The sequence below is a fragment of the Roseiconus nitratireducens genome, assembly GCF_008629675.1.
In the GTDB taxonomy this organism is placed as follows: domain Bacteria; phylum Planctomycetota; class Planctomycetia; order Pirellulales; family Pirellulaceae; genus Stieleria; species Stieleria nitratireducens.
The window spans coordinates 42464-63214 of the sequence record NZ_VWOX01000010.1 but is presented as its reverse complement, the minus strand read 5'-3'; the positions used below and the strand labels follow the sequence as shown (position 1 = coordinate 63214).

The following is a 20751-nucleotide window of genomic DNA, read 5'->3' as shown; positions in this document are numbered from 1 at the left end:
AAGGCGCTAGCGGCCGGTTGAGGCGAGGAGAACCCGCGGCTCGCGCCACGCGGCTCACCGACGGTCGCCAGATCCCCCTGGTTCCAAGGCTCCCGCCTTGGAACCCGCTGCAAAGCAGGCTCCCGCCTGCCACCCCGCGCCGGCATGGCGAAATATCAACCGCCACGCGAACAGCTGGCAGAGCCAGCATTCAGTCCGCCCCCAGGCCGGAGCCTGGGAACGAGTTTCATTCTGCGAACGAGGTCCCGCTCGCGCTGCTGTGTGTATCCCCCTGGTTCCAAGGCTCCCGCCTTGGAACCCGATGCAAAGCAGGCTCCCGCCTGCTACCCCGCATCGCCAAGGAGGAACATCAACCGCCACGCAAACAGCTGGCAGAGCCAGCATTCAGTGCGTCCCCAGGCCGGAGCCTGGGAACGAGGGTCATTCTGCGAGCGAAGTCTAGCTCGCGCTGCTGTGTGCGTCCCCTGGTTCCAAGGCTCCCGCCTTGGAACCCGATGCAAAGCAGGCTCCCGCCTGCCACCCCGCGTCTGCATGGCGGAACATCAACCGCCGCGCAAACAGCTGGCAGGAGCCAGCATCAAGTGCGTCCCCAGGCCGGAGCCTGGGAACGAGCGTCATTCTGCGAGCGAAGTCTAGCTCGCGCTGCTGTGTGTATCCCCCTGGTTCCAAGGCTCCCGCCTTGGAACCCGCTGCAAAACAGGCTCCCGCCTGCCGCCCAACGCCACTGCAAAACATCCACCGCCGCGCAAACAGCTGGCAGGAGCCAGCATCCCCTGCGTCCCCAGGCCGGAGCCTGGGAACGAGGGTCCGATTTGCCCGTTCCCGCCTCACGCTCTGGCACACCATTTGCCCCAATTTGCGTCAGATCGGGGTTGGTGACCGTGCTGCTGACCCCAATGGCTTCAAAACCGGATGAAACAGGAGGCCGCCTGATGTCATTTTCCGAATCCACCATGAACACCGACTTGGACGTTTCTGGATTTCAGCCGTCGACTCGCGAAACCGACCAAATGACCTTCGAGATCGACCGTCTGGAACCGTTGGTCCGGGACTTCCCCACCAAGACGCTGCACGTGAATGTCAAGTTCAACAAGCACAGCAAACAATACGAAACCAAGCTGGCCCTGGTCCTTCCCGGACAGACGTTTGCCACCGGCGATGTGACCGATTCCTGGCACGCGGGAATGGAGACAAGCGTTGAAAAGATGGTCCGTCGCATCAAGCATTACAAGGAAGCCATGTCAGGCGAACCCGAACATGCACGCAAAGTCGCCGGGACGACGATGAACGTCCAACCGGAGCAGCGACTTGACGGTGAGATGATTGCCCGGGCCATCGAACAGGACGACTACAGTCAATTTCGTAAAGGCATGTATCCGATCGAGGAGAGTCTGCGAGACCGGATCGGACGATGGGTGCAGCGGTACCCACAGATTCAGGCGATGCTGGGCGAACGTTTTACAATCAACGATCTGGTCGAAGAAACTTTCATGCTGGCGTTCGACCGATACGCCCATTGGAATACCCAAATGTTTTTCGGTCAGTGGATTGAATCTTTGATCGATCCTGCCCTGAAGGCAATCGTTCGCGATCCCGACGGAGAACTTGAAGCGATCCGGTTCCAACAGACCTGGGACGAAGCGTAGCTGGGCAGCGATACCGGCTCGCTACTAGACGATAAAGTCGCACGACTGAAAGCAGACCATTACCCGAAGAGGACACTTCATGAAAATCAAAAAAACGGCCGTGATGGCCGGTTCGATTCTTTCCTTTTCGCTGTTTGCCGCTGGCTGTGGCCGGGAAGAGCCCCAGACGCTCCGCGAGCAGGCTCAAGCCGCCCAGGAAGAACTGGAACAGGCTCGCGAGGACGCCGCGGAATTGATTGCCGACTCAGAAGATGAAGCGGTCGAGATCCTGTCCGACGCTCGCGACGATGCCGAACAGGAGGTCCGGGATGCCAAACAGGAGGCCGATGAAATGGTCAACCAGGCTGAACGCAAACTCAATCAAAAGCTAGAGCAGTTGACGGAGGATGAACTCGTGAAGCCGGAAACGCAGACCAGTCAGACAGACGTCGATGTGATTATCCGCGAAGAGGAGGTCGCTCCGAAATCTCCTTCCGAGGCGGTTGAAGAAGCTGATTGATCGATCACGTTAAGTAGATTCCCGCAGAAGTCGCGATGTTCAGTATCCGAGAGCGATACCGTCCTTCCGCGGCTCGGAGGCACCATGCAGGGTGCCTCGTTCCCAGTCGATTTGAATCGCCTGGTAGCCGCCGAACCCGCCCACGACTCGGGCCACTCGGTGTCCCTTGGCCAACAAACCGCGAATCGCCATTTCCGGAATGCCGCTCTCCACGTTCACCGTGCCGCCACCGGCCTCCATTTCGGATCCTGTGGGCTGCGCGGACCCGACGTGACGGATCCGTGGGGCGTCACCGGCCGCCTGAACGTTCAAACCGAAGTCGATCAGGTTGACCAGCACCTGAACGTGGCCCTGCGGTTGCATGTCCCCGCCCATGACTCCGAAGCACAACCAAGGTTTTTCGTCCTTGGTGACCATGGCCGGAATGATCGTATGAAACGGCCGCTTGTGAGGCTCCAGCCGGTTGAAATGCTCGTCCGAGAGGGCAAACAGCGCCCCGCGGTTTTGCAGCGCAAATCCAACATCGCCCGGTGTCACCTTGGATCCGAAGCCGTAGTAATTGCTCTGGATGAATGAGCAACAATTGCGGTCTTTGTCGACCACCGTCAAATAGATCGTGTCACCGTGCTGAAGCTGAGGATCGCCGGCGGGAACGTCGGTCGCCGCTCGCTCCGGATCAATGCGTTCGCGCTGCCGCCGAGCGTATGCTGGTGAAATCAATTCTCGGACTGGCAAATCGTTGAAATCGGGATCCGAATAGAACTTTGCCCGGTCGGCAAACGCCAGCTTCTTCGCCTCCACCAGCGTGTGCAGGTACTGGGCACTCTGTCGCCCCATCGCCGCGATGTCGTAACCGCCCAGCAGATTCAGCATTTCCAGCGCTGCAATTCCCTGCCCATTCGGAGGCAGTTCCCAGACCTCGTAGCCACGATAGGTTGTTGAAACGGGATCGACCCAGGTGGACGTGTGGTCGGCAAAGTCCTTCAGAGAGAAAAATCCGTCATGCGACTCGCTAAACCGAACGATCCGCTCAGCAATCGATCCTCGGTAGAACGCGTCTCGTCCCCCTTCGGCGATTTGTTCGTAGGACCGCGCCAAGTTCTCGTTGCGCATGACGTCGCCTTCCGACGGGGCGTGGCCATCTAGCAAAAAGGTTTTGGCGGAGTCGGGGTATTTTGCCAACGCGTCTTCCGCCCCCTTCCAGTATCCCGCAATGATTTCTGTCACGGGGAAGCCCCGCTTTCCGTAGCTGATGGCGGGACCCAGGATTTCCGAGAAAGGTTTGGATCCAAAACGACCGTGAAGCTCAAACCAACCGTCGACGCACCCGGGCAACGACCAGGCCAGCGGGCCCTCGACGGGAATCTCCGTCAGGCCTCGCTGCGCAAACACTTCACGGCTGATCCCGTACGGACTTCGTCCGCTGGCGTTCAATCCGTAAAGTTTTTGAGTTTTTGAATCCCAATAGATCACAAACAAATCGCCGCCAATCCCGCAGCTCATTGGTTCGACCAATCCGAGCATCGCGTTGGTCGCGATCGCGGCGTCAACCGCGTTTCCACCTGCCTTCAAGACGTCCACTCCGACCGATGCTGCCAACGGATGGCTGGTTGCAACCATCCCCTCGGTTGCGATCACGGTCGAACGGCTCTGGTGAGGGTCGCCCGAAGGACGGTCGTAAGGCCCCGCAGGCATCGAAGGTTGCGCCCTACTAATTGCGGAAAGTCCGATGAAGCACGCCAGCGAGAGAAATGAACGCATCAGGACGACCGATCGGTAAGAGTTTGCGCATGAGAAACCAACATCCAGCACGAGGTGGTCCCTTATGATATCTCACGGATCAACCACTCGGGGACTCCCTCGCGCAGGGGAACGACTTTCAAGACCCGAATCCGTGGAACGTCATCCGATGGCGATCCGCACCACGTCTTTCGCCATTCGCAATCCTTGCTTTGTTGCCCGATCGAACCGTGCCCTCCACCCCATCGGACCTGTTACAAACGCTCGCGAAGGAAAAGCAACGAGCGCACCAGCAGATCGAACATCTGCGCAGCAACGACGTGCGGCAAAGTCGTCGCCTGCGGAGACTGACGGAACAACGCGCGGGCGCTTTTGTCAATCTTGCCAGACATTACCTTCCCACACTCGGACAGCAACATGTCACCAATGCCTGGAAGGAGGTGCGTGACGAAATCGGCCAGATCTTGCGCGAGCGGAATGAACGCGTGCGATTCCTTCAGGACCAGATCGACCGCGCTCGGCAGACCCGAACTCAATTGATTCGCCAGCGAGACGAGGCAACGAAGTCCCTCGATCGCGAGCGACTGATTTTGTCATGCAAAACCGGGAACTTCGAAAAGGTCATGCGTGACGATCCCGCGGTCAGTCGCTGCATGTCCGAGATCAAAAAACTTGATCAGGAGATGCAGCGTCGCTTGGACCAGCTAGAGCAAGTTCAACAGGATGCGAGGAAGAAGCTGCCGGCGTATGAACAATGCCAACTTTTCCAATACCTTCGGAGTCAAAAATTTGGGACACCTGAGTATCGCGCCGGTGGCGTCGAGCGACGCTGGGACCGTTGGGTCGCGAAACTGATCGGCTTCCAGAAAGCGAACTCCGGTTACGAGTTTCTGACACAGGCCCCCGGCCGACTTGCTGAACTGATCGAAGAAAAACAGCAGCGTTATCGGCTTTGTCTTCGTGAATTGGAATCGGCCCGCGAACGCGCGAAGAAGATGCATGGCGTCGACGCCCAGACAAACATCTGGCGCTCGCACAGCAAACGTGTCCGTGCTCTCGATTTGGCGATTGAACAGTCCGAATGGCACCTGAACCATCTGACGGACGAATGCTGTGAACTGGAAAGCCTTAACGGGGCTTACTACGACCGCGCGATCAAGGTGTTCAAGGATTTTCTACAGTCGCTTGAGCCAGAGATTCTGACCATCTATGCATCCTGCACGGAGTCTCCGGCGGACGATGCGATCTGTGAACGCCTGCGTCAAATCCACGATCAGATCGAAACGCAACGCCGAGGTTGCGACCAGACCGATCGGCGTGTTCAGACACTCAAGGCATACGCCTCCGGGCTTGCGGAGCTGCAATCGAAATTGCGTGAACATCTTCGCTGCTTGCCCGACGATGTCCGCTTCAGCGATCGGCTGTGCCTGAACGAACAACTGCGACGTCTGTCGGAGCAGCGGAGAACGCCGGCGGAGATCTGGCGACGGATACGCCGTTCCATCATTGCGACATCACCCGAAAGACAAGATTCCCAAACCGGCGAATCCGCAGGGTGCTCGCATCGACGCGGGCGACAGTTCGATGCAGTAGAAGCGGCTTTCGCCGCCGCTGCTACACCACCGCCGGATCAGAACGACCAGGAACCACCTGATGATGTCGGTATCGTCCTGCCGCGTTCTTCCCCCGATGACGCAACCTCGGGTTATGCGTCCATTGCGATTTGCCGATCCGGGAGGGAAGCCTCGCACATTCGCGAACTCTTAGAGGGCCAGGGAATCACCTGTTTTACATGCCAACTGCCGTATACCGCGACCGAACCAACCGAGCAGGGTCAATCGCTGGAACACCATGTGATGGCACCCTCGTCACAGTTCAATTCCGCGCGACGCTTTTTGACCCGGCGTCGCAACGAATTGGAAACGCCGTGGTATTGCGCCGCGTGCGACTCCGAAGTCCGACATGGCTACTTGGTATGTCATCAGTGCGGAGCCACCAAGCCCTGAGCAGGACAGCATGAGCCAGCATTGCAAACGGTCCTACGATGTCATCGTGCTCGGTTTAGGCGGTGTCGGCAGCGCCGCGGCCTTTCATTTGGCGGCGCGCGGTCAAAAAGTGCTGGGACTGGACCAATTTCGTCCGCCGCATCCGCGGGGAAGTTCGCATGGCCGAACCCGCGTTATCCGCCAGGCCTATTTCGAGCACCCCAGCTACGTGCCTTTGCTGCGACGTGCGTACCAACTGTGGGATGCCCTTGACGAGGGCGATTCAGAAAAGCTTTTCCATCGAACCGGTTTGCTGGAAATCGGTCCAACGGATGGCGTGGTCATTCCCGGAGTCCTGCAAAGTGCCCAGCAATACGGGCTGGCGATCCAGTCGATGACGATGCAGGATGCGCGAAAGGAATTCCCCGGTCTTGCCGGGTCCGATGCATGGTCGGTCGTTCTGGAAGAGGATGCGGGTTACTTGCGCGTCGAATCCTGCATTCGAGCACACCTGAAACAGGCGCAGGCCGCCGGTGCCCAATTGGAATACGCGTGCCGCGTGCTCGATTGGCGAACCGATGGTGCAGGCGTCATCGTCGAAACCGAAACCGGCCCCATCCACACCGCAAAGCTGGTCATCACCGCGGGGCCGTGGGCCTCTCGATGGCTGTCAACCTACGGCGTCGCACTCCGTGTCAAACGTAAACACGTCTACCACTATGCGGTGTCCAAGCCAAGCTACGGACAAGATAACGGTTTTCCGTGCTACTTCTTTGAAACGCCGGACGGCTACTTCTACGGCACACCGGTTCAAGATTCGCTGGGGCTGAAAGTCGCCAGGCACAGCGGAGGCGAATCCGTTGAATCACTCGTTGGTGATTCTCACCAGATCGACGTAGCCGACCAACAACGATGTCGATCTTTTCTAAAGCACTGCCTTCCGGAAACCACCGATCGGATGACCGATTGGTTGGGCTGCTATTACACGGTCACACCAGACGAACACTTCATCGTGGATCATCTTCCCGACACGCCCCAGGTTACGGTCATCGCGGGACTTTCGGGACATGGATTTAAGTTCGCCAGCGTGCTTGGCGAATTGGCCGCCGATTTGGCCAACGACCAAGTCCCCCATAACGACATCGGTTTTCTATCGCTTGCCCGTTTTCGATGAGGCGTCAATTTGCTCAAAGGTCAAGTTCCCGATCCGGTACCGCTTCCAATCCTGATAGTCAAAATGCCACCATTCGAATTCGTACACGTCAAAGCCTTCTGACTCCATGGTCCGACGCAGCAAATCACGAAAGTACCTTTGGCGCGACGTGCCGCCGGGATACAGCGGAAAGGATCTTGGCGAAAACTCGTCATAGCCCGCGACCATCTCAATCGGATCTCCGGACTCCAGATCGTACAGGGTCAGGTCAACAGCACACCCGCGGTTGTGTCGAGACCCGTTCGCGGGATTCGCCACAAAGTCCTTGAACTGTCCCGGCGTCGCGTCCCAGAACATTTTGGTCACGTGCCAGGGGCGGTAGGCGTCGTGAACCAACAACCCCAGCCCCCGAGACTTCAGCCGCGCGTTGGCTCGCACCAAGGCTTCGGCGGCCGGACGCTGCATGAACGCCCGCGGTTGCTTGTAGAAAACGGCACCCGTGAAATTGTTGGTCGTCGCGTATCGAATATCCAAATGGATGGAGGGATCAAGCGTGGTCAGGTCCACCAGATCCGGCTCTCGATAGTCGCCCGGTTCGGGTGGAGGCGAGGCTTCCAGGGCAGCCTCTCGCAGGTCGTCGATCGGCTCGACGGGTGTGATCTTAAAAGTTTCCCCATTGCGGGTTCCGACTTCCCGGCGGTCGAAACGCACCTCCGCAGCAACCACATGCGTGGCGGTGCCGGCAGCGTCCCGATGAAACTTCAAACCCTCACCGTGATACAACCCGTAGTCGGGAAACTCGTACGTGTCGTCGTCGACCTGTGTGAGTGGATAGTAGTAGAACCACTCAATCAGTGCGTACAGCTGACCATGATCCTCCAAGATGTAAAGGACGTTGTGGTCCCAGCCGTACTCTCCAATCAAGCCGCGCCAGTGTTCGGGAATCTCCGCGGGCGGTTGATCGGGCGCCCGTTGGTACGTCTTTTCTGCGACGATCAATTGCGCGGGTGTATCCAACCGGACCTCGGTTCCATACCCGACGGCGTCATCGGTCACGATGGATCCGTCATCTGAATCGGATCGCAACTGGTAACGAAACGTTCCGCGTTGCATGAACACCTCTTCCTCCAGCTCCGTGATTCGCGTGAAGGCATCTCCTTGGGGTTCGTCAAAGGTTCCGACCATGACCGCCGCCCTTCCGGATGGCACCGGTCCCGTCTTGTCGTACTTCGGTAGCGGTTTTCCGTCTTGCGAAGCGATCATCAGACGCAATGCGTAGTCCGACAATCGGCGGACCACGCCGTTGGTGCCGTCCAAGGAGCACGCCGCGACGACACCCAAACGCCGATCGGGAAGGGCCGCGAGTTGCGTGGAAAACCCATACACCGCCCCGCCGTGGCCGATCTTGGTGTGCCCATCCAACTCTTGCACGCTGAATCCGATTCCGAAATCCTGAGGCTTGCCGTCCGCATCCAGCACCGGGGTTGTCATCTCGTGATAGGTCTCTGGCCGTAGCAACTGGCCGTCGCCGACTTTCCCTTCGTCAAACAGACAGGTCAAAAACTTTGACAGATCCAACACGCTGGAATACAAGTTGCCCGCCGGCCCGGTCCCCAGGAGAAACGTGGGCGCTTCGAAACGTCGCCCGTCATAGGTTCGCATCCAACCGGTAGCAAGCTTGGGCTGCACCGCCGGACTTGCCACAAAACTGCTGTTCTGCATTCCCAACGGATCCAAGATCCTGTCACGGACATACTCGGGATGCGACGTTTCCAATCGACTCTCGAGCGTCGCCCCCACCACGGCGATGGCGGCGTTGGAGTACTTCGTTTTTGTTTCCGGAGGGTAGACCAACGACGTCTGACTCAAACTGGAAACGGTCGCCGCAAGCGTCGGCTCACTGGGATCAAAGTAGTTGCCCACCGGAGACTCGCGGACCAACCCCGAACGATGCGACATCATTTGCCGCAGGGTGATTGGCGTTTCAAACGGATTGTCCGGCTTGAAGTCAGGCAGATACGTCTGAATCGGTTCATCCAGGTCCAAACGGCCGGCTTCGACCAACTGCATCACAGCAATGTCCGTGAACAGCTTCGAGATCGATCCGACGCGATAGACCGTTTCGGACGTCGCCGGGACATTGCCATCGGCGTCTTGATGTCCAAACCCTTCCGCCCAGATGGTTCGGTCGTCATCGACCAACGCGATCGAAAACGCGGGCAATTCCTTGATCTCCAACTCATGGCGGATCGCCGCAGACAACCGTTCAATGGCTGGAGCGAAATCCGTCTTGTCGACCGTTTGGGTTGATGCCTCCTGCCCCCGCGCGTTCCAACAGCACAACGCGATCGAGACGAAACCACCCAACAGAATTCTATTCTTCATGCTCTCTCTCCAAGCGTTTCCGGAACCCCATTTCGTTGCCCCCGCCAGAACAACGCCTGCAACCGCACCTGACCTAGACCAACCCGGTGATCTGATCCGCGGCAATGATGCCCCAGACCAAGGCAGCGTTTGAACCGACGGAATCGTCCACGGACCAAGTCACTCGGCAGGATGAACCTCGTGACGGCCGGTCGAGTCCGCCGCCGCTCGCCCCATTCCTTCGGTATTGAACTGCATCTCAATTTGTCCCGACTGACTGATCGCAATGATCCCACCACGAACCTGATTCGGGTCGCCCGCCAGAATCTCGCCGATCGCCTGATCCATCGGCTGATCGCGGTACCGCATGCGGGCGGAGATGTCGTAGGCGACCGCATTGCGGATGTAATCTTCGCCGACGCCGGTGCAGGAGACCGCACAGGTCGCGTTGTCGGCAAACGTCCCAGCGCCGGCGATTGGCGAGTCGCCCAACCGACCAAACTTCTTGTTCACCAGCCCGCCCGTCGACGTCGCCGCGGCAAGATTGCCGTCGGAGTCCAAAGCCACGCATCCGACCGTCCCCATGGATTCGGCGTCACTGGCTCGTTCCTTTTCGCGAATGCGCTCCAACTGCCGCACCCGCGTCTCGGTCGCGAAGTACTTGTTCGGAACGACCTCGATCATCGGATCATCCCCATAGCCTTCGGCAAACTTGTCGGCACCCGCTGCCACCAACAACACATGTTCCGTATCAGTCATCACGCGTCGGGCCAAAGAAATCGGGTTCTTCACGTTTCGCACGCACCCCACCGCGCCCGTGGAACGGTCTCGTCCATCCATGATTGTTGCGTCCAACTCGAATTTCCCTTCGGCGTTGCAGACGGCGCCCTTCCCGGCGTTGAACCAGGGCGAATCTTCAAGGATCCGCACCACCGCCTCCACGGTATCCAGGCTGCTACGTCCGGACGCCAACATCTGCTTGCCTTCGGACAGCGCCTGCTCAAGCACCGCACCACGATTCACACGCCATTCCTCCTTTGTCGGCAATCCACCTGCACCGCCGTGGATGACAATCGCGTACTGCAACTTGGAAGACTGGGCATGAGACGGATCGGGCATGATCAAGCAATGGAGAAATAACAGGGCGAGAATGGTTTGAAATCGTTTCATGGAACACACCGGTTTCCAATGGAGTCTTTGAACAGCTGCGAGTAACCCAGGCACATTCATCGGTGGGTTTCGCCGGACAGTCGCACGTTCAACGCAAACGCAGGAACACACCAATCGATCATCGTACCGTCGGCCAATTGTGGCAGCATCTCCACGCTCCGTCGATCGTCACGATCGCACATCGACGCCGCCCGATCAGCTGACAACAAGATAATCCGAGAGACGTGCGGGATCTAAAAATGCGCCCGTCCCGTTGCCATCGGGAAGCACGACTTTCCCCTGCCGGACCGCAACGCCGCTCGCCGGCTCGTCGCGCAACAGTGCCGCGCCATCCAGGTCCGCGTAGTCTAACAGCGGCAACAACTGAGCCGCGCCGCTGATCCCGACCGAACTTTCGACCATGCAGCCGACCATCGTTTTCAAACCAAGTTGTCGTGCTTCCCGCAACATCTGGACGGCGGGTGTCAATCCACCGCATTTGCAAAGTTTTACATTCACGCCATGGAAAAAGTCGCGACAACGAGCGACGTCCTGAACCGTTTGACAATCCTCGTCCGCGATTAGCGGCAGGGCGGATTCGGCATGAACGCGGCGTTTGTCTTGATCGGGTGCGTCGATCGGAAGCGGTTGCTCGATGAATTCGACGTTCAGTTTCGAAAACTCTTCGGCATTGTCGAGGGTCTCCTGCACGCCCCAGCCGCAATTCGCATCGACCCGCAACGTCGCATCTGTTTTCGCGCGCAAGACGCGGACGATCTCCAGGTCCGACGGCGTGCCCAACTTGATCTTGTAGACAGGCCACCCCGGATGAGCCTCCAGTTTCGCGACCATCTTTTCCGGACGATCGATCCCGATCGTAAAACTGGAATCAGGAACCGCATCCCAGCTCAATCCCCACGCCTGCCACGTCGGCAAGCCCCTGCGTTTCCCTTGCAAGTCATGGGCGGCGATGTCCAATGCCGACACCGCGAAGGTGTCGCCGTCGGTGGCTTCCATCATCCGCGGCCAAACCTCCGCTGCATCGGAATTCAGATAGTCATCAAGCAGCGGCGTTATCTGCTCAAGCGACCGAATCATCGATTCGAAGGTATGACCGTAGAATTCATTCTCGGTCACTTCCCCCCAACCTCGTTGCCCGTCGTGCTCCAGTTCCACGATCAGACTGCGTTGCGTCGTCATCGAACTCCGCGAGATCGTGAACGGATCGGCCAAGGGCAATTCAAGCCGGTAGAACGTCATCTTCATTGGGAAACAATCTCACGCCGCAATGACAAACTTGCCTCGACCAACCGATCCACGCCCGTTCGATAAACGTCACAGGCCGGCAGTCCGAAGGTGTCCTCCGCCCATCGCAATTCCTTGTCCACCTGATCCTCGGTCAACTGCCGGGTGTTGACGGCAACACCGATCGCGCGACAGGGGTGTCTCAAATTGGCAAACGACAAACAAACCTCCAACTGCTGTTTCATGTCGGGGATCATTGAATCCGTCAAGCCTTTGACCTTGGTTCGGCCCGCTTCGTAGCAAAACAGCAAACCGTCCGGTGCGCACCCGTGCAGCAGACCCGCGGTCACCGCGGAGAAGGCCGGATGCGAAATGCTGCCTTGACCTTCGATCAGCAAAAAATCGTGGTTCGCGTGGTCCACGACCAGTTGCTCCGCCGCCCCATTGACGAAATCCGCCACCACACAATCGACCGGCACGCCGCGGCCAGAAATCATGATCCCGGTTTGCCCCGTGGCCAGAAACTCCGCGTCCTGGCCGGCGGCGGCGAGCCCTCGCTGCAATTCGAGCATGGCCACCATCTTCCCAACGCTGCAATCGTGGCCCACCGCGTGGATGCGGACATTCCCGGCGATCGGCTTCCACGCCGTGGCGGTGCTGCGGTGGCGGTTCCTTCGCACATCAATCAGTGCCGCACCGGATTGCTCGGCGGCGTCCACGTACTGGACGTCATCGATCAGGAATTCGTGCAGCCCCGACACCACGTCGACTCCGCGTTCAAGCGCCTCCAGAATCAGCGCTCGCCATTCCGAAGGCATCCGCCCGCCGGGCGGTGCAATTCCGATGTACAGTGCGTCGGCGTCGGCAATCTCGGTGACGCTGCCGACAACCGGCGTGTCGCCCCCGACCGAAAACAGTTTGGCGGCATTCTGGCAATCCGCCTGACGGTCCAGAACCGCCGCGATATCCGACCCACGGTATCGCAACAAGCTGATTGCCGTCTTGGCCAGGAACGGCGTCGAATGGCCGTCGGTCAACAACACGATGCGGTGATGTGCCCGCATCCGATCTCGGAAAGCCTCACCGCTATCGTTCACTTCAGACATGCTCCGCAGGTGTGATTGATCCCATCTGATCGAACCGATCCGCCTCGCGGACGTCCCAAACCGGGGCCATCGATACACCGGCCGCCCGGCAAACCGTGGATCGGATCCCGGATGCTTTCCCGGGACGCCGGACAGTGTAACGTGTTGACGCGTGACCAAGTGCGTCGGGCGGGCGCTTTCCAGGGGGCCGTGATCGCCAGGTGTTGCCGCCACCGGGCGCTGCTGCATGCGGCGATTCGACTTAAAACAACACTTCGTTGAGATGCTAAACTGCTCCAAAGGTGGTTGACGATTCCTACCGTCGCCGCTGCTCCCCACCGCCCCCCAGACGCCCGTTCGTCCGCCAAGTCGTTCGCCCCTTCCTTCGCGTACCACTTCGTGGCTCGTGCATTGGCGTCACCTCCCTAAGCAAACATTCCCCTGTGGCCCCCATGTCCGATTTTCAACCCCACCCCCTTCCGATGTGCTTGCGGCTGATCCACATTTCCTTGATCTCGTTGGTGCTGGCTTGCCCCGCGTGGGCGCAGCCTGAGTCAGAGTCCGATCCCGAGTCCAAAGCCGAGAAGGTCGTCACGCTCAACACCAAGGCGGACGGATACCGTGGCATCTGGTACATGAATCAGCCTTCGGGCGACGAATACGTCTACAAGTACAGCGGCGGTTTGGGAACCTACTGCGCCAAGCACAAGCCGTTCGCAATCTATTGCCCGGAGGTCAACAAGACATTCTTTTGCTACGGCGGATCCACCGCGGAAGACAATCGCCAACTGCTCCACATGGTTTCCTACTTTGATCATGAATCCAAGCAAGTACCGCGTCCGACGATTCTGTTGGACAAACAGACCAACGATGCTCACGACAATCCGGTGATCTCGATCGACTCTGACGGGCACCTCTGGATCTTCTCGACCTCCCACGGCCGCAGCCGACCCTCGTACATCCATCGGAGCGTCCGTCCGTACGACATCGAAGAGTTCGAGCTTGTCCACGCAACGCAATCGACGGGTGATCAGGAGATTCCGATCACCAATTTTTCTTACATGCAGATCTGGCATTCCGACAAAGGTTTTCATGCCTTCTTTACCCGATACGGGGATCCGGCTGCCCGCACGATCGGCTTCATGTCCAGCAGCGACGGGCGGCAGTGGAGCTCCTGGCAGCGATTGGCAGCCATCGAACAGGGTCACTATCAAGTGTCCGGCATCGGAATCGACAAGCTGGGGACATCATTCAACTATCACCCCCAGGGGAAAGGATTGAACTGGCGAACGAATCTGTATTACCTCGAGACGGAGGACAACGGCGACTCCTGGCACACCGTCGATGGACAGCCCGTCGAAGTGCCGCTGACGGACGTCCAGAATCCCGCATTGGTCCACGATTTCGAATCGGAGGGGCTGAACGTCTACCTGAAAGATCTTCGCTATGACGCGCGGAACCGTCCGGTGCTGCTGTACGTGACCAGCGGCGGGTACGAGGCCGGGCCGGGAAACGATCCGCGGACCTGGTGGATCTCGCGGTGGACCGGCAAGCGTTGGGAACGGTTTCCCATCACGACCTCCGACAACAACTACGACTTTGGTGAACTGTCGATCGTTTCTCCGTACGATTGGCGGCTGATTGGTCCGACCGAGAGTGGCCCTCAGCCCTACAACCCCGGCGGCGAAGTCGCGATGTGGCGGAGCGTCGATCGCGGGCGAACCTGGAATCGTGTTCGCCAACTGACCCAGGAGAGTCCGATGAATCACACCTACGTCCGCCGAGTGCTTCATGCCCATCCGGACTTCGTCGCGTTCTGGGCCGACGGCCACGGCCGCCAGCCCTCGGAATCCCGGCTGTACCTGAGCAACTCAAACGGCGACGTCTATCGCTTCCCGGAATCGTTCGACGGCCCCATGACCTCGTTGGAAAAGGTCCCCTGAACGAGCCCGTCGTACGCCAAAGCAGTTCTTTTCGAACCCGCCAGTGTGCCGGCCAACCGCATTGTCAGTTACGGCGTTTTCGCCGGCCGAGAGGCAGGCGAGTGCGAATCGTCCCTTTGGGCAGCTTTACTGGCGGACAGCGTCCCTGTAGCGCGTCGAAGACTTGATTTGTTCAGAGATCCTCGCGGAAATCTGTTCTGACGTTTAGGATTGAATCAAGCTGAACGCGTGTTTTTTTACTCGATTTCACCTCAATTTAATTGACAGAATCCAACCAGGCTCATTAGGGTGGATCGGACTTACCACCCGACGCGAACTCACCGCAGTGGGCATGCGAGCGAGACGATTCGACGGGATTCATCCGACCGTTTTTCACCAGCAGAGGCTTCCGCCGGGGCGTTGATTATCTCGTTTCATATATGGGGACGTGACCCCGGATGCGGGCCCAGCTGCCTTCATCAAACGCCGCCGTCCCACCAATCAACATTTTCGTCGACTGCATTGATTCGCAGTTGACAACGCTTGCTAGAACTCGCGGACGAAGTCCTCGCTTCGGCCGTCGAACTCATGTTCGCCCCGAATCGGAATCGCAGTTTGACCATGTCCACGCCCAAAGCTCGGATCCTTCTCATCAGTGATGACGACTTGCTCTACCAGCCGATCCAGGCACTCCTGAACAAACTCCCGCGTTGCCAACTTCTGAGCGTTGGTCCATCTGGCAAAGCGATTGAATCGGTGGTGGATCAAAACGTGGACCTGGTCATCTTCCACGCCGAGGGCAAGTATGGCCACGGCGAGGTCTGCCGGACGCTGAAGCAAATTGCCGATTTAGGATTGTCCCTACCAACGCTGGTGATCAGTGAACAACACGAACCGCTGGAGTCCCTTCAGGCATTGCGTGCCGGGGCCGCGGACTGTCTCAGCCGCCCCCTCGATTTAAACCGGTTGCGGTTTCTCATCGACACGTTGACGCTCCGTTGCCGATTCCAGCGGCCCCCCGTGTTGGAAGTTGCAGCCGAATCGGATGAATTGTCCAGCCACAACCTGTTCGGTTGCAGCAACCCGCTCACTGCCGCAGCGACCGACCGGCTTCGAAAGATTGCCGCACACGACATCACCGTCCTGCTGACCGGGGAAACCGGCGTCGGGAAAACGCGAATGGCACGCATCATTCATGAGATGTCGGGACGCGAACGTGACCCTTTCTTGACCGTCAACTGTGCCGCACTCCCGGAACACTTGCTTGAAAGTGAGCTGTTCGGTCACCGCCGCGGCGCGTTCACCGGCGCGGACGCTGATCGAGAGGGAAAATTTGCTGCCGCGAAGTCAGGGACGCTGTTGCTCGATGAGGTGGATTCCCTTCCGCTCGCATCACAAGCCAAGCTGTTGCGGGTCGTTGACGAGCGCGTGTTTGAACCGGTCGGCTCCAACAAGTCATTGCGTTGCAAAGCTCGGTTGATCGTGGCGACGAATCGAAATTTAACCGCAGAAGTGGAAGCGGGTCGCTTTCGGTCCGATCTGTACTTCCGGTTCAATGCCGCCAGCTTTCAGCTCCCCTCTCTTCGCGAGCGCCCCGCCGCGATTGCTTCCATCGCCGAACATTTTGTCGAAGAGTTTTCGAGGAGGGCGGGCATGACCCCGCCACACATCTCGGCCGAGGCGATGCTGTTGATGCAAACCTATCGATGGCCGGGAAACGTTCGAGAATTGCGCAACGCCATGGAACGTGCCGTCGCGCTGTGCGTTGATGAGGTGATCTACACCGAGGATTTACCGGAGAACATTCCTGCAGATGTCGCATCCATGTTGGCGGATCAGCCGGACGCTCCCGAAGGCGACATTCCTCCGGCCACAAAAGATTCGACCGACCGACACCAGAGATCTTCCGAGGAGTTCGAAACGACCGATTCCGGAATCGCCCGCTTAAATCCGACACTGAACGAACTGGGGATTGCTCGGATCAAGGGTGAGATGAAGTGTGTGGTCGAAACACTCCACCGCTGCAACAACAATCGCTCGCTCGCAGCCAGGGAGCTGGGCATCAGTCGAGCCGCGCTCTACAAAAAGCTTCACCGGTTCGGTCTTCTCAATCAGGATTAAACGGATCCGCTTGCATTTCTTTCGCTGTCAGGTCATGCATCGTCCCCTGGGCAACGGAAGTATTCGACGACGGCTTTCCGGCGAGAGCTTCATGATGCAAATGGCTGGTGCCGATTGATGAGTGACGTTTCTGCCAACGGGAACGATCCGGCCCGGTCCCTCTCTTTCCCAATGTCCAGGTCAGCGATTGGTGTGTGCATCGCTGGGCTCACGGCGATGTACCTGTTCCGGACGACGATTGCGACCGTCGATCCGGATATGTGGCATGAATTGACACTTGCCCGAGAAACCCTTCGCCGCGGAACGGTCCCGTGGGAGAATTTCTCTGCGTACACCACGACGGTGTATCCGAGCGTCCACCACGAGTGGGGCGCAGGAATGATTGCCTATCCCCTGGTCCAGTTTTTTGGCTCGACCGGGATCGTCATCCTTCGCTTTCTGCTCTGCGGCGCAACGGCTTGGATTTGCTGGCGGAACGCCCGCGAGAATGGAGCCACCGTGGCCATCCTGAGCTTTCTGGCGCCTGTGGCTATCCTGATGGCCGACAAAGGCTTCTCGCCGGTCCGCGCCCAGATGTACACCTACATGATGACCGCCCTGCTGCTCGGCTGGCTACGGCGAGACCAGCGTGGCGACCGGAAATGGATTGCGCTTTGGTTGATCCTGTTTCTGATGTGGGTCAATCTGCATGCCGGATTCCTGGTGGGAGCCGGGTTCTTCGCACTGGAGTGGCTGGAGCGAGTTTTTCGCGGCCTTCCGAGTCGACACTTGCTGGCTACCGGACTGGTGATGATCCCGGCCATCGCAGTCAACCCTTACGGCTGGCATTATTACGGCTATCTCCTTCATGCCGTCACGCTGGACCGTCCACTGGTTGATGAATGGCATCCGATCTGGGCGGACTCGTTTCATCATCAACTTCTCTTTAGCGCCTCCCTTTTACTACTGCTCTATGCGGTGAAGCACCGCCTGAGCGACGACCTCGGGTTGCCAATTGTCGCCGTCGCCGCAATCGAAGCGGCGCTGCACCAGCGCATGTTGGCCATCTATGCGATCGCGTGGGTGATTCACGTTCCCGGCTGGATCAATCGAACCGAGCTTGGATCGCAAATGAACTCGATCTGGTCCCGCCGCGAGACGTTGTTGAAAACATTTTGGGGCTTGATCGCCGTTGGATTCTTTGCGCTGTGGATCGGTGGCCGCCCGTGGGCCGTCCGAATTCCTGGCACATGGAGCCCGGTCGCTAGAAATGAGGTGGTCTATCCGGTGGGACCGGTCAAGTATCTGCGGACTGCCGGCCGCAAAGCCAACCTTTTGACTCCGTTCGACAGCGGTGCCTTTGTGACCTGGAAGCTTTATCCGCAGGTTTTGGTTTCGCTTGATGGTCGCTACGAAGTTGGTTATCCGCCCGAGCTCGCAACCGAGAATTGGAACCTTTATATGGCCCGAGACGGCTGGCAGGCGGCGTTGGAACGATTCCCCACCGACTTGATCCTCGTCCCGCGAACGCTTCCGCTTGCGAAGGCGATCCGGCAGTGTTCCGACTGGAAGCAGGTTTACGGGGACGATGGGTTCACGATTTTCGCTCCTGCAGACCAGGATTGGCCAATCGAAAACCGACGGGGTGAAACTTTCGAAGGCCAGATTCCCTGAATCCGGTACCAGTCCAGCTGTCAAAAACGTCATCAAGCGAACTTTCGGTGCATGACCTGACAGCGGCGACGAAATGTCGGCATGATTCGCTTCTGCGACTTTGCTTTTTCGTGATCCGTCTCGATTGCGACCTACGCTTTCCCCGGGGCCCCGTCTGTCTGTCTCCCGAACTGGATCGCATCCGAGAAAACGGAATGACCATGTCAGAGTCTCGACGCAGTTCAGCCCACCGGCTTGCAAAGCAGGTGCTCTGGATGGTTGCCTATTGGCTCGGGATCGGAGCCATTCTGGGATGCAGCATCGCGCTGCGACACCAAGCGGATCCTCGGGGCTTCGTGTGCTTCGCTATCGCAGGCATGATGGTGTGTTGCCTTCCGGGTCTGGTATTCGGGCTCTTCTCCGATCGGCCGGATCACAGCCTTCACGGGGCGCTCGGTGGAGCCCTGCTTGGGCTCACGATGGCGGTGTGTCTGCACCTTGACAGTCGATCCGAGATCGTCGAACTGTTTCTGCTTTGCGGGGGTATCGTCGGTGTCACGCTACCGGCTTACGTCAACGGGCTGATCAAGCTGGCATCGATCGCCTCTCGACGGCTATCGATGCGGCAACCCCACTCGACCCGGTGAGTCTTGAAACACCGTGGCCGTCATTCCTCTGGTCGTCACCCGGCTTCTTCCGGTCTATTCCGGTTTATTCTGAGCCACTGCGAGCGACAATGACCTCGGCTAGTCGAAACTGCTGACATTGATCGACGGTCCACCCTGCCTGGGACAAGCGTTGTTTCAGGCGCTCACCCGCCGGCGAGTTTCGATCCAGGTAGAAAACTAGCTGCGACCGTTGGCAAACGATCTTGTCTACCTCGGCATCAAAGAATGACTCTGTCGAAGGGATCAGAATTGGTAGCACGTCGGCCGATCCCGGGACACGATAGTGCTTGAGTGGCGCAAGGAAATAGGGACGATACGAATCGTCCTTCAGCCATCCGGGTTCTGCCGACTCGATCAATCCCGAGTAGACCACGACACGACAGTTGTCGTTCAGCCTGCCCGGAAGGCTTGCCCACTGGATTGCTTCTCGCCAGCCCGATCGGTCGACGTTCTGCCAAGCGGGGACCATGAACGTCAGCAATAACAGGGTCGGCGCCGCGACAAGACGATGGGGATAGACGGCTTGAATCCCTGCAACGGCCAACAACCCGATTGCGGGCAACCGCCACAGATAGTATCGAGGCACGTTTAAGGAAATCCCCAATAGATGGTACACGCAGTAGATCGACAAAGGTCCTGCGATCCACCAGACAACTCCGATTCTCACGACATCCTGGTCGACCGCCGCGAAATTCAGTTTGGGACGCAACAGCCCGAAGCCCGCGACGAGAATCGCCAGTGGCATCAGCCCATCGGATACGAATGATTGATACAGAAGATCGTGAACCCTTGGTGGTAGCGAAATCTCGTACCGCGTCGCCTTCTCGCGCACAAGCAAGAGATGCGGCAGCAGGGGAACACACAACACGGCTACACAAATCAAACATCCGATCCAACGAAAAACCAATCTCCTGGTCACATGCCCGTATCTGGTTACGCAAAACAATAGCAGATGAAATCCCAGTACCGTCGCGAACACGTAATGAAGTGAAATCGTGGTTGCGACCGCAAGGGTATAGCCCAGCGGGTCAACCCACGACTCTGTTTTCAGCATCCGGAGCAGCAGAAATGTCGCCAGCACCGCGAAGAAGACTGCGGCCGCGTAGGGTCGAGCGGTCAGGGCGACGTCCGGATGGGTCCACAGCGCAAGAGCAAACGCCGTCGCCCCCAACCAGGCATCTCTTCCGACTCGCAACTCACGCTGGATCCCGAAGAAGATCACCACGGCTCCAACCGTCGAAACGACCGACAACAACCGGAGCCCAAGTTCGCTGTCGCCGAGCACTTGCCGGAGTCCCCAGACGACGATGAAATACAGCGGGCTTTGCCCCTGAAAGTTCCAGGCTCGATCAACGCATTGCGACAGGCCTCCGTCGGTCACCCAGGCAGTGATCGATTCATCAAGCCAAAGTCCGGATGATAGAACGCGGCTGCCGTAAATGAGAGCGAAGATCGTTGTCAGACCAAGGACTGTTGCCACATATCGCCGCGGCCAGTCGTCAGCAAGCAAACCTTCCCGTTCACGGCGACTCCATTCCGCAT

Annotated in this window: 14 protein-coding genes; 8 read left to right on the top strand and 6 right to left on the bottom strand. The window is 58.5% G+C overall.

What is annotated here, in order from left to right; translation table 11 throughout:
• The first annotated feature begins 932 nt into the window (after nt 1-932).
• Nucleotides 933-1646 carry an HPF/RaiA family ribosome-associated protein gene (locus tag FYK55_RS17455; RefSeq protein WP_150077738.1) on the top strand — a complete coding sequence of 238 codons (714 nt, stop codon included), beginning with the start codon at nt 933-935 and terminating at the stop codon, nt 1644-1646.
• 79 nt (nt 1647-1725) lie between these two features.
• Entirely contained in the window at nt 1726-2145 is a 420-nt protein-coding gene (locus FYK55_RS17450) for an ATP synthase F0 subunit B (RefSeq protein ID WP_150077737.1), read from the top strand.
• 39 nt (nt 2146-2184) lie between these two features.
• Here FYK55_RS17450 and ggt read toward each other — a convergent pair whose 3' ends face one another.
• Entirely contained in the window at nt 2185-3906 is a 1722-nt protein-coding gene (ggt, locus tag FYK55_RS17445) for a gamma-glutamyltransferase (RefSeq protein WP_150077736.1), read from the bottom strand.
• A 209-nt stretch (nt 3907-4115) separates the two neighbouring features.
• Here ggt and FYK55_RS17440 point away from each other — a divergent pair, with 209 nt between their 5' ends.
• Nucleotides 4116-5891: a hypothetical protein gene (locus FYK55_RS17440; RefSeq protein WP_161604592.1), complete on the top strand. Its 1776-nt coding sequence runs from the start codon at nt 4116-4118 to the stop codon at nt 5889-5891.
• Nucleotides 5848-7044, top strand: a complete 1197-nt coding sequence (solA, locus tag FYK55_RS17435; RefSeq protein ID WP_150077734.1) for an N-methyl-L-tryptophan oxidase — start codon at nt 5848-5850, stop codon at nt 7042-7044. Before FYK55_RS17440 ends, solA begins: the two co-directional genes overlap by 44 nt.
• Here the strand turns inward: solA and FYK55_RS17430 are convergent.
• The 4 genes from FYK55_RS17430 to FYK55_RS17415 form a co-directional block, all read right to left on the bottom strand.
• Nucleotides 7021-9408, bottom strand: a complete 2388-nt coding sequence (locus FYK55_RS17430; RefSeq protein ID WP_150077733.1) for a serine hydrolase — start codon at nt 9406-9408, stop codon at nt 7021-7023. The two genes, solA and FYK55_RS17430, sit on opposite strands and share 24 nt — an antisense overlap.
• Nucleotides 9409-9567: 159 nt before the next feature.
• On the bottom strand, nt 9568-10557 hold the full coding sequence (locus FYK55_RS17425) for an isoaspartyl peptidase/L-asparaginase family protein (protein ID WP_150077732.1): 990 nt from the start codon (nt 10555-10557) through the stop codon (nt 9568-9570).
• Nucleotides 10558-10752: 195 nt separating this feature from the next.
• Complete coding sequence (locus FYK55_RS17420) at nt 10753-11802, bottom strand: dipeptide epimerase (protein ID WP_150077731.1); 1050 nt, start codon at nt 11800-11802, stop codon at nt 10753-10755.
• The gene (locus FYK55_RS17415) at nt 11799-12887 is read right to left on the bottom strand and encodes a DUF1611 domain-containing protein (RefSeq protein ID WP_235908774.1); all 1089 of its coding nucleotides are present in this window, start codon (nt 12885-12887) and stop codon (nt 11799-11801) included. Before FYK55_RS17415 ends, FYK55_RS17420 begins: the two co-directional genes overlap by 4 nt.
• Nucleotides 12888-13318: 431 nt before the next feature.
• On the opposite strand from FYK55_RS17415, the gene FYK55_RS17410 reads away from it, so the two are divergent.
• The 4 genes from FYK55_RS17410 (at nt 13319) to FYK55_RS17395 (ending at nt 19188) form a co-directional block, all read left to right on the top strand.
• On the top strand, nt 13319-14809 hold the full coding sequence (locus FYK55_RS17410) for a BNR-4 repeat-containing protein (protein ID WP_235908772.1): 1491 nt from the start codon (nt 13319-13321) through the stop codon (nt 14807-14809).
• A gap of 600 nt (nt 14810-15409) precedes the next feature.
• Nucleotides 15410-16909: a sigma-54-dependent transcriptional regulator gene (locus FYK55_RS17405; protein WP_161604591.1), complete on the top strand. Its 1500-nt coding sequence runs from the start codon at nt 15410-15412 to the stop codon at nt 16907-16909.
• A 117-nt stretch (nt 16910-17026) separates the two neighbouring features.
• Nucleotides 17027-18562: a hypothetical protein gene (locus FYK55_RS17400; protein WP_150077729.1), complete on the top strand. Its 1536-nt coding sequence runs from the start codon at nt 17027-17029 to the stop codon at nt 18560-18562.
• Between the two features lie 200 nt (nt 18563-18762).
• Nucleotides 18763-19188: a hypothetical protein gene (locus FYK55_RS17395; RefSeq protein ID WP_150077728.1), complete on the top strand. Its 426-nt coding sequence runs from the start codon at nt 18763-18765 to the stop codon at nt 19186-19188.
• A 64-nt stretch (nt 19189-19252) separates the two neighbouring features.
• Here FYK55_RS17395 and FYK55_RS17390 read toward each other — a convergent pair whose 3' ends face one another.
• Entirely contained in the window at nt 19253-20689 is a 1437-nt protein-coding gene (locus tag FYK55_RS17390) for a glycosyltransferase family 39 protein (protein WP_161604590.1), read from the bottom strand.
• Nucleotides 20690-20751: the final 62 nt, after the last annotated feature.

What these genes read in the sequence shown, in the direction of transcription:
- FYK55_RS17455 (WP_150077738.1), top strand. Translation starts at nt 933, where the DNA reads ATGTCATTTTCCGAATCCACCATGAACACCGACTTGGACGTTTCTGGA.
- FYK55_RS17450 (WP_150077737.1), top strand. Translation starts at nt 1,726, where the DNA reads ATGAAAATCAAAAAAACGGCCGTGATGGCCGGTTCGATTCTTTCCTTT.
- ggt (WP_150077736.1), bottom strand. Translation starts at nt 3,906, where the DNA reads ATGCGTTCATTTCTCTCGCTGGCGTGCTTCATCGGACTTTCCGCAATT.
- solA (WP_150077734.1), top strand. Translation starts at nt 5,848, where the DNA reads ATGGCTACTTGGTATGTCATCAGTGCGGAGCCACCAAGCCCTGAGCAG.
- FYK55_RS17430 (WP_150077733.1), bottom strand. Translation starts at nt 9,408, where the DNA reads ATGAAGAATAGAATTCTGTTGGGTGGTTTCGTCTCGATCGCGTTGTGC.
- FYK55_RS17425 (WP_150077732.1), bottom strand. Translation starts at nt 10,557, where the DNA reads ATGAAACGATTTCAAACCATTCTCGCCCTGTTATTTCTCCATTGCTTG.
- FYK55_RS17420 (WP_150077731.1), bottom strand. Translation starts at nt 11,802, where the DNA reads ATGAAGATGACGTTCTACCGGCTTGAATTGCCCTTGGCCGATCCGTTC.
- FYK55_RS17415 (WP_235908774.1), bottom strand. Translation starts at nt 12,887, where the DNA reads ATGTCTGAAGTGAACGATAGCGGTGAGGCTTTCCGAGATCGGATGCGG.
- FYK55_RS17410 (WP_235908772.1), top strand. Translation starts at nt 13,319, where the DNA reads ATGTCCGATTTTCAACCCCACCCCCTTCCGATGTGCTTGCGGCTGATC.
- FYK55_RS17405 (WP_161604591.1), top strand. Translation starts at nt 15,410, where the DNA reads ATGTCCACGCCCAAAGCTCGGATCCTTCTCATCAGTGATGACGACTTG.
- FYK55_RS17400 (WP_150077729.1), top strand. Translation starts at nt 17,027, where the DNA reads ATGAGTGACGTTTCTGCCAACGGGAACGATCCGGCCCGGTCCCTCTCT.
- FYK55_RS17395 (WP_150077728.1), top strand. Translation starts at nt 18,763, where the DNA reads ATGTCAGAGTCTCGACGCAGTTCAGCCCACCGGCTTGCAAAGCAGGTG.